Genomic DNA, 15,934 nt, shown 5'->3' with positions numbered 1-15,934 from the left:
TAATGATAATGAATACAAAATATACGAACTGGGCCATGTATTTCCTGATAGCCGTACTTGTACTGGTAGGTTGTGCAAAAGACGAAAGACTACTGTTTGACGATGCGGCAAGGGTATACTTTGGTATGCGGATTGATGGACCAACCTTGGTAGGTTCCGATTCTCTTGACTACTCTTTTGCGTTCCGCACAGAAGATGTCATAAGGGATACATTCTATGTGCATTGTCGAATTACAGGACTAGCTGTAGACTATGACAGACGGGTAAATATTGTAGCGGAGGAAAAAAGTGACGCGCAGGCTGGCTATCATTATGAGATTTTACAATCTATTATTCCGGCAGGACAATATGATAATAGTGTACCCATTGTCGTGCATAGAAGACCTGGTCTTCAGGATTCTTTAGTGACAGCATACCTGCGTATTGTTGACTCGGAAGATTTGCTGGCGGGTTATAATGACATTGGGCCTGGTCCCGTTTACCGGGATAAATATACGCGACAACAATTTAAGCTTACGATTACCGATCGGTTAATCAAACCCGCCAATTGGGATAGTTCCTGGTTGCCGGTATTTGGTGCATATTCTGAAGTGAAGATTCGATTCATAAGTAATGTAGCAAACTTTACGGATTGGACAGGCGTAGTATATCCGCAAGATCGGAATTTTATTATCCAGACCGCGTACTATGCACTTTATGAGTATGAGCAAGCTAATGGAGACTTAATTGACGAAAATGGTAATCCTGTTAAATTTTACTAAGCAATGAAACAAGTGAGAAAATATATGTATGTGATGCTTCTGTTTATCATAGCAGCATGTACGAAAGACAGCAATAACTTCTCTTACGAAGAACCGTTTGATTTTCAAATTAGTGACGATATAGAAGGTGTTATCCAGATCCGGCAAGGAGAAATACTAAGTTTGACTCCCCATTTTGATGACTCGAATGGCGACTACAGTTACCTTTGGTTTGCCTGGCCAAATACTGGTGCCTTGGGTTACAATAATATGCGCGACACTCTAGGGACAGCAAAGGAACTGACAGCTGAAATCAGAGGCAGTTACTATATTGTAGGAGTACCGTATAAACTGACGTTCAAAGTGACAGATAATCGTACGGGCGTATCGGATTTCTATTTTTACGATTTGAATATAACGAATGTTTACAGTGAAGGCTGGATGGTATTGGAAGATCGAAATGGACAGGCGGATTTTTCGATGCTCTTACCGGATGGGGATGTGATCCGGCAAATTTATTCTTCTATAAACCCTAATCATCTCATCACCCAGCCACTGATGCTAGGGCTGAGTAGTGGTTCCGTAAATGATGATATTGATCCTCTTCCTGTTCGAAAATTTTATATAGCAGGGAAGAATGATGCTGTGGAATTGGATGTGCTTACCATGCAAAAGAAAGCTGATTTCGATTTTCTGTTTTTTCAACCACCACCTGTTACCCAACTGTCTTTTATAGGATGGTCAGGAACTTCTCTAGGCGTTATTATTAATGAGAAACTTCTCTGTACCAATTTTGTTGGAGGATTTCCTGGAGCTAAAAAGTTTGGCCTGTATATGCAAGCTCCCGAATTAGAGTATGATTATGAAATAGCTCCCTTTGTCGCGAACATTGGTGAATATGATTGGAGAGCACATCCCGTGGTATATCAACACATTATGTATGATCAGAAAAACAAGCGTTTTTATAATGTAACTGGCGAAAATTTGAATACATTTCCAACAAATGCCAGTAATACCTCGATTTTTAACATGAATGATGTGGGGTTAACGATGAAATATATGGCATCATCCAATACTTCGAATGCCCATAATGCCATTATGTATGAAGGTGCACAGGCATACCTTTTACAGTTTTCTTCGTTGACGACTGACGGTAATCCGATTATTACGCAATCGAAACGGATAATGACCGCACCTTATATTTTAGAAACCTCAGCATCGTCTATTGCATCTTCAACCCTATCCGGGCACATCTTCTATGGGTATGAAAACACACTGTATCGGTATGCGATTAATTCCAATACGACTAATCAGGTTCATACTTTTACCGCTAACGAAGAGATCATCAATGTAAAATTCAGAATGATAAGAACAGCCGATGACGAAAGTGGGCAGTTGCTGGTAGCGACATGGGATGGTCAAGAGAGTAAACTGTATGACTTCGCGATCTCCGCAACAGGTGCAATCGCAGAATCCGGTGAGCCAGCAAAGGGTGGCTTCGACCGTGTAGTGGACATGGTATATAAAAATGTGAATTAACAAAAGAAAACCATAAAACGATATAGAAATGAAACTACAATTAACATGTGCTTTGTTGCTCATCGCGGGCGCGACATGGGCACAAAGTAATCTGGAAGAAAAAAGAGAAGCCTACGGTAAAATAGCGCAATCTGGTACGAAAGAACAAAAAGACGCGGCGACACAGGAGCTATTGGAAATAGCAAAAACAACTAAAAGTGAAAGCGAGCTGGAATTTGCAAATAATTTTCTCTACCGGTTGGGGCATCAAGACAGCGCAGACTCGCTTCGATCGGTAATTGCCAAGAAATTTCCAAAAAGCGTGACGGCACGTGGCGTGTATATTCAAGATGTTTTCTATAAACAGGAAGGTGCAAAAGCAAAAGAAAAAAGCTACAATCACCTTATCAAAAATTGGCCTGTAGATAAAACAGCTAGTGATAATGTAGCCTATGACTATGTGATTGCAAGTGTGGCGAAGTCTTTTGCTGATGAAGGAAATAAGGAGAAGGCCTTGTATTATCTGGACCAGATGAACGAGCGCTTTTGGCGAGCACAGGGTTATATTCCCGTTGCGACCAAACTCCTACAACAAGGAGACACCGTTGCCGCATTGCCACTGATTCAAACTGCGATTAACGATGCGGAATATTATATCAATCTCCCGAAGGAACAAAAGGACAACAAAGCGGGATTTGCAGCTGTAGGTTATCCGGGCTATGTAAGTCAATTAGCCGAAATATACGATGCGCAAGGCAAGCAGACGGAAGCGTTACAACTTATTGAGAGAGCAATCGCATTAGTACCCGAACAAGCACCGCGTTTTAGCGTAACTTATTTTAAAGGCTTGGAAGCCGCTGGTCGCAAGTTGGAAGCATTACAACAACTGGAGATACTCTATAAGCAGGGAGAGTTTACCCATAAAGAGAACATGAAGGCGTTATATACAGGCTTGAACGGGTCGGATAGTGGTGTGGATGCGTATTTCACGCGATTGGATGGAGAAGTCATCAAAGGAATTCGAGATCATATCAAGGAGATGGAAGCGTATAAACCAGCACCGGCATTTGAATTGTTGAATCTAAAAGGAGAAACCGTTTCTCTGGCAAGCCTGAAAGGTAAAGTGGTGGTGTTGGATTTCTGGGCAACCTGGTGCCAACCTTGTATCCGTTCGTTTCCTGGTATGCAAGCGGCTCAAGTTCTATATGAAAACGATGATGATGTACAGTTTTTATTCATTAATACTTGGGAACGCGATAAGGCATATAAGCAAAACGTAGTCGATTTTATCGCGAAAAACAAATACCCGTTTCAAGTATTGTACGACGATCAGAAAGATGCCGAAACAGGAGAAGTTTTGGCAGCCAAATACGGTGTGCAAGGGATCCCGGCCAAATTTATTATTGACAAGGAAGGCAATATCCGCTATTTCTTAACTGGATCTACTCCCAATGTAGACTACATTAAGTTGGAAATGCGCGAGCTGATCGAATCCGCAAAAAAGCCATATAAAGGGTAAATTAAATAAAGCCTCTGTGCCCTGTAAAAATCGCAGAGGCTTTTTAAATGATTTCCTTTGAGTTTGAATCAAAAATCTGTAAAACTTCATCCATATTGTTCGTATGAAATTTGCGGAGTATGTTTTGTCTATGGGCTTCCACAGTACGTATACTGACATTCAAAATTTCAGCGACTTCTTTTGTGCTGAGATTATCACGGATCATCTTTACTATTTCGTGTTCTCTCCTGGAAAGAGATATACTACCTGTAGAAGCCAATTTGTTAGCGTTAGTGTTCTTTTGGGAGTCGAGGTATTTTTTTACCAATATATCGGTTACTTCACCAATGAAATAGAACCGACCGGCATAAACGGAACGGATGGCATTCAGGAAAATTTTATTGCTTGTATCTTTTAATATAAATCCGCTGGCTTTCATATCTAAAGCTCTCGTTACATAATCTGGACTATCATACAAACTAAAGAAAATTATTTTACTATTGGGACGCAGCCGTAATATGGCTTCTGCAGTTTCAATACCATTAATTCCCGGCATTCGGATATCCATGATAATCACATCCGGAATTATGGTGACCAAATCTTCCAGTGCAGTCTCGCCGTCCGCGGCTTCACCAACCACTTCCATATCTTCTTCACGGTCTATAAGTTGTTTCAATCCATTCCTGAATATTTCGTGATCATCTACCAAAAAAACTTTAATCGCTGTGTTCATGTTAACATGGTATTTCTAGTACAACAGTTGTTCCTTTCCCGGGCTCTGTATCGAGCGTGAATATACCGCCCAATAGTTCAGCGCGTTCTTTCATGCCTTTTAAGCCGTTCATCTTACGCGTTCTGTTAGGGTCATATAAGTGGTTCTCTTCAAAATAAAAGCCGCTGCCATTGTCTTTGACGATTAAATTAAGAAAATCTTGCGAAGTATCCACATATATTTCCACTAAAGTAGCCTCTGCGTGCTTGATAATATTATTTAGGCTTTCTTGCATAATACGGTATAACGTAACTTCAAGTTCCGGCGAGAGTACCTTCTGTCCAATATTGCTGTCCAGCACAAAAGAAATGGAACGATCTGCATCCTTACACGTCTTAATAAGATCCTCGATTGCAGATAGCAGGCCGAAATCTTCCAGGACACTTGGTAATAGGTCTGCACATATTCGGCGAGTTTCGATAATCAGTTTATGAAGCATGGAGTTAACGGCAAGCATATCGGCACTTTTATCACTATTTTCATCAGCGATCTGTTCCAACTTCATACGGAGGCTGGTCAGCATTTGTCCAATACCGTCATGTATTTCAGTGGCTATACGCTTGCGCTCCTTCTCTTGTCCGTTAATAATGGCAAACGAACGTATATGTTTATCCTGCGTCTCGCGTTTGAGCTTTTCTTCAATGAGTAACCTATTCTCACGTTCTGCGTTCTTTCGTTTCGTAATATCGTTCGCAATGACCAAGTATTGATATAGGCTCCCCATTTTATCGAAGACAGGAATTAAGGTCACATCTAGCCAGAATCCACTTCCATCAGATGCATAATCAAAGATTTCGTCCTGCCACACCTCGAAACGTTTTTTTGGATGGCGTATATGTTCGTAAATGATACATTCGCTCGCGGTCGTGTTATTGTAAAATATGAATTTGTCACGCAGTTGAGACATCGTATACCGCGTAACGTGGCCATACTTTTCATTCGCATAGAGGATCTTACCTTCTGGATCAATCTTAACAAGATAGGTAGCTTTATCTAATGCAAAATTTATTTCGCGGATTTCATTGTAGGAATGTTCCATGGCGACATGAGCCTCCTGCAGTTTTTCGGAAAGTTGTGTGGAACGCTTTTCCGATTTTACCAATCCGATGACAACACGTCTAATGTATATGGACAACGGATAAAAAATAAATAATACCTCTAACGTGATTGTCAGGAGGAGTATGCCACACATGATATAATCGGTGTCTTTCAGCCGGCTGATTCGCTCTCTGGCAAATCGATCATATTCAAATACAATTAAATCCATTCCCAGTAGATAGGATTGTTCATTGTTCAGTATAGTTTCTACATATGGCCGCAAAAGGGTAGGATTTGCCGAAGTAGTTGTATCAATAATAGCGATTATATGTTCTGCTGCCAGCATCATTTCATTACGTGGATGACTGACCAGTTCAAAAAGCTCTTTTATTTCCCCTAAATTGTAAGTGGGCAATTCGAGAAATTTATTTCCATCTTCCAGGCTTTTTTGTACTTTCTCCCACTGGCGGAGCGTATTTAGAAATTCTTTCTTACTATTTTCGTAATCGTAACCATTTTGCAGCATAAGGGCCGTCTTACTAAGTGTTTGACTGTGGGTGCGCAAACGTGCCGTGAAATTGATTACATGCGAATCGTCTAAAGAGCGACTCAGGTGTTGCTGTATCCGCCATTGGCTCGCCATTGTCAGGAATGCAATGATGGACAAGGCGATGATGTACCGCGATGTGAATTTTTTAAATAGCTTTCCTTCTACAGATTTTTTCACAGGATTTTTTTCTTAGTCCGATACGCACGGCAGCGCTGTCATGCCGTTGTTTTAATGCAACAGAAGCCGCTACGGCTTCTGTTGAAAATCGCTATTTCTAAAATAAGCTATACAGCTGTGTCAATGGGAGTTTTTCTGCCGGTTCACAGCTGATCGGTGTTCCATCGGCAGTTACTTCATACGTATCCGGGTCAACCTTTATTTTTGGAAGAGCATCGTTGAAGACCATATCTTTTTTTCGTACATTTCGTGTATTTCGTACAGGTTGGATCATTTTATTCAATCCGTAAGTTTCCACGTTATCTACCGAAGCTTGCGATACGAAAGCGATGGAAGTATTACCTACAGCGCTACCTAATGCACCGTACATTGGTCTAGAAAATATCGGCTCCGTCGTTGCAATAGAGCCATTTGGATCTCCCATCTGTGCTTGTACAACAGTCCCTCCTTTAAGCGTAAGTTCAGGTTTAATACCAAAAAAACGAGGATCCCATACGATAAGATCTGCCAGTTTACCCGGTTCAATAGAACCGATAAGGTGGCTACATCCGTGTGTGATTGCTGGATTGATGGTGTACTTTGCAATATATCTTTTAATCCGGAAATTATCCGTATCAGTCTCACTATCTTCAGGGAGGCTTCCACGCTGTATCTTCATTTTGTCCGCAATCTGCCAAGTTCTGCATATTACCTCTCCAACACGGCCCATGGCCTGCGAATCAGAAGTAAACATGGATATGGCGCCCATATCATGCAGTACATCTTCAGCGGCAATGGTCTGTTTTCGGATGCGGCTCGCGGCGAATGCTACATCCTCATCTATACTTTTGTCCAAATGGTGGCAGACCATCAGCATATCGAGGTGTTCATCCACGGTGTTAATAGTATACGGGTTAGTAGGTGACGTAGACGACGGTAGTACATTAGGTTCTCCCAACATGGTGATGGTATCCGGCGCGTGTCCGCCGCCAGCTCCTTCAATGTGGTAGCAATGTATTGCTCTATCGTTAAACGCTTTGATTGAGTCTTCGACATAGCAACTTTCATTCAAAGAATCCGTATGGATACACACCTGTACATCGTATTGATCGGCTATAGATAAGCAATTGTCGATAGCTGAAGCCGATGATGCCCAGTCCTCATGTAGTTTAAGTGTCATTGCGCCAGCCTTTATCTGTGCCTCCAATTCTTTCGGTCCGGAAGAACTACCTTTGCCTAAGAAACCTATGTTCAAAGGAAAAGTGTCCGTCGCCTGCAACATCATTTTTATATAAGTAGCATTGGGGGTAATCGTCGTTGCCAGTGTGCCGGTAGTTGGTCCGGTACCCCCTCCAATAAGTGTCGTTATGCCACTCGATAATGCTTCTTCCGCTTGTTGTGGGCAGATAAAATGTACGTGCGTATCTACCCCGCCGGCAGTAATTATTTTTCCTTCACCTGAAATGATTTCCGTATTTGCACCAATAATCATGTGTTGGTCTACACCGTCCATGATGTGTGGATTTCCGCCTTTTCCTATGCCGACGATCAGGTTGTCTTTGATGCCTATATCCGCCTTATATATCCCCGTATGATCGATAATCAACGCATTGGTAATGATCATATCCAGCACTTCGTCGGGCTCAAACCCTGTAGCTTGCGCCATGCCGTCGCGCACAGACTTACCACCGCCGAAAATACATTCTTCGCCATACACGGTAAGATCTTTCTCTACGGAAGCAATGAGGTTTGTGTCACCCAAACGTATTTTATCACCCGTTGTCAGTCCGAACAATTCGGCATATTTTGTTTTTGATATCTTGTGTGCCATTTTATTAAAGTTTTTTAAATAATCTGATGTTGTAAACGATTTAGACGGTTGTTTCTATGTAGCCCTTTTCTTTTAGGATGGTTTCTATTTCTTGCATCCTACCTTCGATTGAACCGTTAATCAGTGCATTGGCACCGAACACCTTTTTTTCGCCACCTATTTCGACGAGTTGTACAGTTTTGGTTTCGTCCGGCTTAAATCGGATGGCCGTACCAGAAGGAATATCTAATCTATACCCCAGCGTAGCCAGGCGATCGAATTTTAACACTTTGTTTGTTTCAATAAACGGATAGTGAGATCCGACCTGTACCGAGCGATTTCCAGCATTATATACGGATATTTCTACAGTAGATTTTTTAGCATTGAGTTCTATTTCTCCTGCTGTTACAAAAGATTCACCAGGAGAAGCCGTAGTGCTGTTGTTAATTACCTTTTCCGTACCCGTTCGTGTAAGTCCGGATCCGTAGAGTGCAAAACCATTGTCGATCGCCGATCGATTGATGGGTTGGTGCACTGTAACCAATTTTGTGCCGTCAGGAAACGTACCTTCAACTTGAACGGTATCGAGCAATGCAGGCACACCGTCCATCACATCGTCAAATCCAAGTATTTCCCGACCCTTCTCCATCAAGTTTTTTACGGATTCACCTTCACGGATGAACTCCAGCAGCTGTGTGGCTATCAGCGCCACAGATTCCGGATAATTTAATTTGATACCTCTCGCGTATCTTTTTTGTGCTACAAATCCTGCATTATGCAGCATGAGCTTTTCTATTTCTTTTGGGGATAATTTCATGCTTTTTAACTGTTTTAAATTTCTGTAAATACTATTTCTATACCGCTATGTGCTCCTGTAATTCTCCGAAATCGAATAAACCTGCTACACCGTTTTTTATCATCTTTCCTCTATCCATAAGGTAAAAATGATCGGAAACATGCTTCGCAAAATCTATTTTCTGTTCGACCAGTAAAACAGATAGATTTTTTTCAGATACGAGCCTTCGTATAATGTCACCTATTTCATATGCAATCGAAGGTTGGATACCTTCAGTCGGCTCATCCAGGAGCAAAAGTTTGGGAGCGCTGATTAGCGTTCGGGCTATGGCAAGCTGTTGTTGTTGTCCGCCGCTGAGGTTACCTCCAAGTCGTTTTCTAAACTCCTGGAGTACAGGGAAAAGATCATAGATTTCTTCCTCGGTCATTTTGGCTTTGTAGTCTGCTGTTGCTTCTAGCCCCAGAAGTAGGTTTTCGCGTACAGTCAGTTTAGGGATGATTTCCCTGCCCTGCGGCACGTAACCTACGCCAGCTTTCGCAATTTTATAGGAAGCTTGGTTTACGATGGACGTGCCATTAAAATCTATGTTTCCTTCCTGTGTCTTGACCAAGCCCATAATGGTTTTCAGCAGCGTTGACTTTCCAACACCATTGCGTCCCATCACGGTAGTAACCGCTGCTTTTTTTACCTGCATGTCCACAGACCATAAGATGGTGCTTTGTCCATATGCGGCTTTCACGCGGTCGACAGACAATATTATTTCTTCGTTCATATACTGGCTTTTATTCGTTCTGAATTCGATCTTCCGAGATAACTATCGATTACACGTTGGTCGTTTCTTACCTCTTCAAATGTACCTTCTGTGAGCTGTTGTCCATTGACAAGTACGGTCACGGTTTTTTGGGCAATCTGTTTGACAAAGTGCATATCGTGTTCTATAACGATTACACCGTGCTGCGTCGATAATTCGAGAAGTAGTTCTCCGGTTTTTTCCGTTTCCCTATCAGACATTCCTGCTGCAGGCTCGTCGATCAGCATGAGTTTCGGATCCTGCAGGACCACGATAGCAATTTCCAACCATTGCTTCTGTCCGTGCGAAAGCTCACCTGCACATTTATCTAATACACCGTGTAGACCAACCCGTACAGCCGTGTGACGTATCTTATCGTCGATAGCACTATCCATTTTGAAGAAGAGAGAGGCAAGCACACTCTTTTTCATTTTTGTCGCCAGCAACATATTATCATATACTGATAAACTCGGGAATATCGAAGGCTTTTGGAACTTGCGTCCAATGCCCATCTCCGCAATCTGTATTTCTGTCATGCCCAAAATCTGCTTGCCATCGAAAAATACGGTGCCGTGATCAGCTTTGGTTCTACCACACAGCAAATCCATAAACGTAGACTTGCCGGCACCGTTAGGACCTATTATGACGCGCAGTTCCCGGGGTGCTAAAGAAAAATTGTGGAGATTCAATGCCTGCAATCCTCCAAAGGACACCGAAAGATCTTTTACTGTTAATAACATATCTATCATTTTATGATTATTGATTTAGGGGAGGGGTGCTGCTGCGGTCTTTCGCGACTTAAGTCCCACACGGATAGCCAGCTTTTCGAACAATCCTAAAAAGCCTTTATCGAAGTACAACACTGTAAGTACGTATAATACGCCTAGAATGAACAGCCAACCTTCCGGGAATACCGTGGTGCAGACGCTATACAGACAATTGACTGATATGGCACCCAAGATCGCTCCTTTGAGATGGCCCCGTCCACCAAGCGCTACCCACATGAGCATCTCCACGGACGCTTTAACATCCATTCTGCCGGGGGTGATAATCCCTGTCTGCGGCACATATAGCATGCCGGCTATGGCGCCTATTACCGCTGCAATAATAAAAATGGTTAGTTTATAATGGAGTACCCTATAGGCGGTAAAACCCACTCTAGATTCACTATCCCGGATGGCAAGCAACACCTTTCCGAACTTTGATCCAACAATATGCCGACAGATCTGATATACACCAGCGAGCGTAGCTAGGGATACCATATATAAGCCTAATTTGACAGCAGGCTGGCTGAGATCAAAACCTAGTAATGTCTTAAAATTAGTAAGACCATTGGTGCCGCCCATATTCGTTTCATTGCGTAAAAATAATAGGTATACCGAAAGCGCCAGCGCCTGGGTAATGATAGCCATATATACACCTTTTATGCGGCTTCTAAAGATAAAATATCCTATGATGAACGCCACAGCTGCTGGAATAAGAAGTCCCAATAATAGCGTAGGAATAAAGTTTTGGAAAGGCATCCAGAAGAAAGGAAGTTCCGTTAAGTTATTCCACGACATAAAGTCAGGCAGAAACGCGGGTGATGAATCCGCCTGGAGTGTAAGATACATGCCTATACCATATCCGCCCAGACAAAAGAAAATGGCTTGGCACATGGACATGATGCCGGTGTACCCCCAAATGAGGTCGATGCCCAGTGCAGCTATCGCAAAGCAAAAATAACGCCCCCATAATGATATACTGTTCACGGATATCAGCCCTGCGCTATACCCCAGCGGGAGGAGTATAGCAAAGAACGATAAAAATACAATAGGAATAATTTTATCCGATTTTAATAACATGTTTGCCGTAATTTAATGATGTACATATTTGATTTTATTCTTCGGCTGACCGGCCCTTGTCAGGAAATAACCCTTTGGGTCGGAACTGCATAAAGATCATGATGATAAATAAGATGGTAACCTTGCCGTATACAGCCTCAAAAAACGCTTCGAGGATCTTGGACGAGATGCCAATTCCTAATCCTGATACAATGATGCCTACAATTTTCCCCACACCACCTATCACGACCATGAGGAAAGAATCGACGATGTAAGACTGCCCCATATCGGGAACGACATTCCCGATCAGCGTCATTGCACAGCCAGCTAGACCAGCTAATCCCGATCCCATGAAAAAAGTGATTGCATTGACGCGTTTGGTATCTATACCTAAGCAGGCACTCATGTTACGGTTCTGGGTGACTGCGCGGATCTGAAGTCCGAGACGCGTATGCATTAAAACCCAATACACGATTGCTACGATAATCAACGTCAGCACAATGATAAACAATCGGTTATACGGAAGCACGAGCTGGGGGTTAATGTAGATTCCACCCGAAAGTATGGCGGGCAATTTGACAGCCGTCATATCGCCGAATATCCATCGCGCAAGTTGGATAAGGATTAAACTAACTCCCCAGGTCGCTAACAGACTATCAAGTGGTTTTGCATAAAGGCGTCTCACGACCAGCCTTTCTAATAGAAGTCCGGCCGATCCAGCTACAATGAACGATAGGGGCAGCGCCGCCAGAAAGAACCAGTCAGAGGATTGTATTCCGAATACATTGGAAAAAAGGAGCTGTACGCTAAACGTCGCATAAGCACCGATCATCAAAAATTCGCCATGTGCCATGTTGATGATACCCGCTAAGCCGTATACGATTCCTAGGCCAAGCGAAATCAGAATAAGGATACTCGCTAAACTGAGTCCGCTGAAAACGTTTTGTATGCGCTCCATCCAAGCGGATTTTGCGGCCAGTTTTTCTGATTTGGATAGGAGATAGGCAGATGCGTCTTCAGGCAATCCGTCCCGTTTCCTGAAATTTTGTAAGAGCTGAAGTGTATTGTTGCCACCAGTATTATATAGGGAATCCGCCCATGCCGTTATTGCGCTGGTAGTTGTTGCCTTCGTCATCTGAAAATAACAATATGCTTCCCGTCCGGCCACCAGTACCTTGGGGTCGTCCTCATGCGAGAGCGCCCAAGATAAAAGTTCCGGTGCTATATCATCGGATTGTAGAGCCTCGAGGTAGGACGCTGCTCGTATCTGTGTATTCGGATTGAACAGATTTGTTCGAACGCCTAACCCTGATACTGACAGACGATCGGGACGTGCGATAGGTACGCTTTGTAATTCTTCCTGTGAAACCGATAAAGGTTGCTGCTCGTCGTCCAATACCATGGTGTATGTTGGGTATAACTTTCGGAGCACCATATATCCTTCTGGTCTATCAGCATCCTTACGAGCGACTACAAGCTCGTCTTTCCATATATATAAAGTGGAATTTTGTACGGCGGCCAAAAAAGGTAAAACAGCTGGATTGTCCTGTTGAAGCAATTTTTGGATTGCCTCAGATCTATCAACCTCGCCGGAAGGATTCGCTACCTGTTGCATGAAAACGGTGATCGAATCCTGGGAACCATATGTCGTTACATAAAAGAAACAACATAGTATTCCCCAGATAAACGTTTTTAGTGCTTGTACATTGTTGGTCATCATGAAATCTTATTTTGCTCCACCAAAATCGAAGAAGGGTTGCGGTTCTATCAATCCTTCCGACTGCCATATGATATCAAACTGTCCATCAGGTTTAATCTCCCCAATCAACGCCGGTTTGGCCAGGTGGTTTAGTTTGCTGTCCATTGTTACAGTTCCTGCAGGAGAATCAAACGATAGGCCCAAAAGCGCTTCGCGCACTTTGTCTACCTCAAATGACCCTGCTTTTTCTACAGCTTTAGCCCATAGATAAACATTGGTATAAGCCCACGTTATCGGGTCATCTACGACGCGGCTACTTCCTCCAGGTAATTTATTTTCGTCACAAAATTTCTTGAAATTTTCGACGAACTGTTTGTTCTCTGGTGTATCCATCGACTGAAAATAATTCCAAGCGGCCAAGTGACCTACTAAAAATTCCGTGTCCATAGACCGCAGCTCGTCCTCTGCTACCGAAAATGCCATTATAGGGCATGTGACCGCCGTCAGTCCTTGATTGGCAAATTCTTTATAAAAAGGAATGTTGGAATCACCATTGATAGTGGATAGTACACAGGCTTTGCCACCAAGGGCAAACTTTTTGATTTTAGACACGATCGTCTGATAATCTTGGTGGTGGAACGGCGTATATTCCTCGATGATGTTTTCGGGTGGAACACCATTCGTCAATAAGTAAGATTTTAGTATTTTATTGGCTATACGTGGGAAAACATAGTCTGTGCCCAGTAAATAGAAACGTTTGTAGCTGCCCCCCTCAGGACTCATTAAATATTGCGCTGCCGGGATTAATTGCTGATTAGGTACAGCTCCTGAATATACGACATTTTTGGAACTCTCCTCGCCCTCGTATTGTACCGGGTAAAAAAGCAGACCATTTTGCTGTTCAAATACCGGTAGCACCGATTTTCTGGAAACGGAAGTCCAGCATCCGAAAACGGCTGACACCTTTTTATCGATCAGCAGTTCTTTCGATTTCTCGGCAAATAAATCCCAATCTGACGCGGGGTCGACTACTACGGGTTCGATCTGTTTCCCCAATACACCACCATCGTTATTAATTTCATCGATTGCCATCTCTACGGCATCCCTAAGCGAAACCTCTGATATGGCCATCGTGCCGCTTAGCGAATGTAAAATACCGACCTTTACCGTATTTTCACCACTGGTTTCCGTGGCGGATTTATTACTATTTCCTGAATTGCAAGCTGCAAGTAACAGCGCGCCTGTTCCGATTAATAAAGTGGTGGATTTTAATAGAGATTTTAGTCTAACATTCATGTCGTTTATATTTTAAGGTGTGTCAAAGTGTAATTAGAAAATAAAAAACTGTAGTTGCAGCCAGCACTGTCCGTATGTCTGTTTGTCAAATTTTGCTGTGGCTGTATTCTCTACATTATAACTACGTGTCGTATAGGAGAGGCGTAGGTTTGTTCCAAAATCGTTAAAAAAGTAATTTAACCCTCCGCCAACTACAGATCCCGAATTCAATTTATCAAAACGGTAGAGGTCAATCTCGCCAGCCTGTATAGATTCGGCTTTCACCTGGTTATTTTCATACTTGATCCAGGGTTGTAAGCGAGCGCTCTTGAAGTAGTATCCTAGCTCTAGAAATTGAACCGTTTGCTTCGGTATCGATGTTGCAAAAGAATATTTGCCGGTTGATGTGCCGCCAGACATATACTGAAAAGCCGCACTCAATGTTATGGAACCGTCGTTCGATACCGGATAATCTAAAAAGAGGTCGCTGCTATAATTATGATAACTGCTTTGCGTGTCGTATCCTAGGCCCCATGTAAGTACTTTCCGTTGGCCGAGATTGGTACCGGCGTAGTAATAATCCTTATCCTTATCCAGAAAGTTATAGGCGAGGCGTCCAACGTAACGCAATGGATCTTTTTCATCTACAATGCGACCGGTGAATACGCCGATACGATATTCAAATTTATCCTTAAATAGAAATCCCCGTGCATTCACGCCTAAATCCCGTCCGAAGTTGCCCTGCAATGGACTATCTTCAAACATGTTGTAGGGATATTGAAAGTAAGAAAAATCATTAGTCAGTAACGTTGCTGCACTTTGGAGGCCGTTTCGATTGTTGGAAACGAGTTGTTTTCCGACGACAAGCTGAAACGCGTTTGTGAATTCATGCTGGTATTGGGCGTCCAAAATAATCTGAGATACTTTCACGTTTTTTGTGCCGTCAGCATTTCTCGAGCCAATAATGGAAGGCAGATCTGTCTCTATAAAAAAGCTACCTTTCTTGGATAACTGGCCGCCTACTAGTACACGCGCACGGTATAAAGAAAAGCCCTTGCCCCATGATTTCGGTTCTGGTGCCGTGTGTGGGGCCGAATAACCGTCTTGTTGAGTAGAAGCAAACATGTGTATTAGTGCACCGATTTGAATCGAAGGTCTAAATGTAGAATCTTTTTCTGTTTGCTGTTTACGATGGTTTATATCTAATAGACTGTACTTACGTATATTTTCCAAGTATGGAACCTCGAGTAATACATGTGGTCGGTTAGGAGGGGTTGATTTTAGTTTGTTGTCTGTGGATTTGTTTGTAAAAAAAGATTCTTTTGTGTGTTTTTTTGGAATATTTGCTTGTGTTGTTGTTAAAATTAGGAATGATATTGTAAAAAATGATAACTTTTTGAAGTTAATTGTTGATTTTGTTAGTCTTTTCATGATTTTAAGTATAAAAATACGTAAGTGTTGCTAATTAT

The 15,934-nt window shown here is 42.6% G+C and carries 13 protein-coding genes; 3 read left to right on the top strand and 10 right to left on the bottom strand.

The genetic code is table 11. The annotated features are described in order from the left end of the window. The first annotated feature begins 8 nt into the window (after positions 1–8). From FXV77_RS19185 to FXV77_RS19175, 3 genes are read left to right on the top strand one after another with little or no spacing between them, the layout of a single operon-like run. Positions 9–761, top strand: a complete 753-nt coding sequence (locus FXV77_RS19185) for a DUF4843 domain-containing protein (protein ID WP_187444186.1) — start codon at positions 9–11, stop codon at positions 759–761. Positions 762–764: 3 nt separating this feature from the next. Then, positions 765–2,279, top strand: a complete 1,515-nt coding sequence (locus FXV77_RS19180) for a PKD-like family lipoprotein (protein WP_148920859.1) — start codon at positions 765–767, stop codon at positions 2,277–2,279. A gap of 28 nt (positions 2,280–2,307) precedes the next feature. Continuing rightward, on the top strand, positions 2,308–3,777 hold the full coding sequence (locus FXV77_RS19175) for a redoxin domain-containing protein (protein WP_148920858.1): 1,470 nt from the start codon (positions 2,308–2,310) through the stop codon (positions 3,775–3,777). A 43-nt stretch (positions 3,778–3,820) separates the two neighbouring features. On the opposite strand, the gene FXV77_RS19170 is transcribed toward FXV77_RS19175, so the two are convergent. The 10 genes from FXV77_RS19170 to FXV77_RS19125 all read right to left on the bottom strand — a co-directional run bounded on the left by FXV77_RS19170 (position 3,821) and on the right by FXV77_RS19125 (position 15,698). After that, positions 3,821–4,489: a response regulator transcription factor gene (locus FXV77_RS19170; protein WP_148920857.1), complete on the bottom strand. Its 669-nt coding sequence runs from the start codon at positions 4,487–4,489 to the stop codon at positions 3,821–3,823. 1 nt (position 4,490) lies between these two features. Next, complete coding sequence (locus FXV77_RS19165; protein ID WP_148920856.1) at positions 4,491–6,293, bottom strand: sensor histidine kinase; 1,803 nt, start codon at positions 6,291–6,293, stop codon at positions 4,491–4,493. 97 nt (positions 6,294–6,390) lie between these two features. Continuing rightward, positions 6,391–8,103 carry an urease subunit alpha gene (gene ureC, locus FXV77_RS19160; RefSeq protein ID WP_148920855.1) on the bottom strand — a complete coding sequence of 571 codons (1,713 nt, stop codon included), beginning with the start codon at positions 8,101–8,103 and terminating at the stop codon, positions 6,391–6,393. A 40-nt stretch (positions 8,104–8,143) separates the two neighbouring features. Continuing rightward, a complete protein-coding gene (gene ureA / locus FXV77_RS19155) occupies positions 8,144–8,899 on the bottom strand; it encodes an urease subunit gamma (RefSeq protein ID WP_148920854.1) in 756 nt (251 codons plus the stop codon). 37 nt (positions 8,900–8,936) lie between these two features. Then, complete coding sequence (urtE, locus tag FXV77_RS19150; protein WP_222867825.1) at positions 8,937–9,650, bottom strand: urea ABC transporter ATP-binding subunit UrtE; 714 nt, start codon at positions 9,648–9,650, stop codon at positions 8,937–8,939. Beyond that, positions 9,647–10,408, bottom strand: a complete 762-nt coding sequence (gene urtD, locus FXV77_RS19145) for an urea ABC transporter ATP-binding protein UrtD (protein ID WP_148920853.1) — start codon at positions 10,406–10,408, stop codon at positions 9,647–9,649. Before urtD ends, urtE begins: the two co-directional genes overlap by 4 nt. 24 nt (positions 10,409–10,432) lie before the next feature. Next, entirely contained in the window at positions 10,433–11,512 is a 1,080-nt protein-coding gene (gene urtC, locus FXV77_RS19140; RefSeq protein WP_148920852.1) for an urea ABC transporter permease subunit UrtC, read from the bottom strand. Positions 11,513–11,546: 34 nt separating this feature from the next. Continuing rightward, positions 11,547–13,211: an urea ABC transporter permease subunit UrtB gene (urtB, locus tag FXV77_RS22355; protein ID WP_222867824.1), complete on the bottom strand. Its 1,665-nt coding sequence runs from the start codon at positions 13,209–13,211 to the stop codon at positions 11,547–11,549. Positions 13,212–13,217: 6 nt separating this feature from the next. Further along, a complete protein-coding gene (gene urtA, locus FXV77_RS19130) occupies positions 13,218–14,486 on the bottom strand; it encodes an urea ABC transporter substrate-binding protein (protein WP_148920851.1) in 1,269 nt (422 codons plus the stop codon). A 33-nt stretch (positions 14,487–14,519) separates the two neighbouring features. Continuing rightward, entirely contained in the window at positions 14,520–15,698 is a 1,179-nt protein-coding gene (locus FXV77_RS19125; protein ID WP_187444185.1) for a porin family protein, read from the bottom strand. Positions 15,699–15,934 lie beyond the last annotated feature (236 nt).

It is taken from the genome of Sphingobacterium phlebotomi (genome assembly GCF_008180195.1).
Lineage (GTDB): Bacteria > Bacteroidota > Bacteroidia > Sphingobacteriales > Sphingobacteriaceae > Sphingobacterium > Sphingobacterium phlebotomi.
The sequence above is the reverse complement of the archived record's forward strand: the minus strand, read 5'-3'. Positions and strand labels throughout refer to the sequence as shown.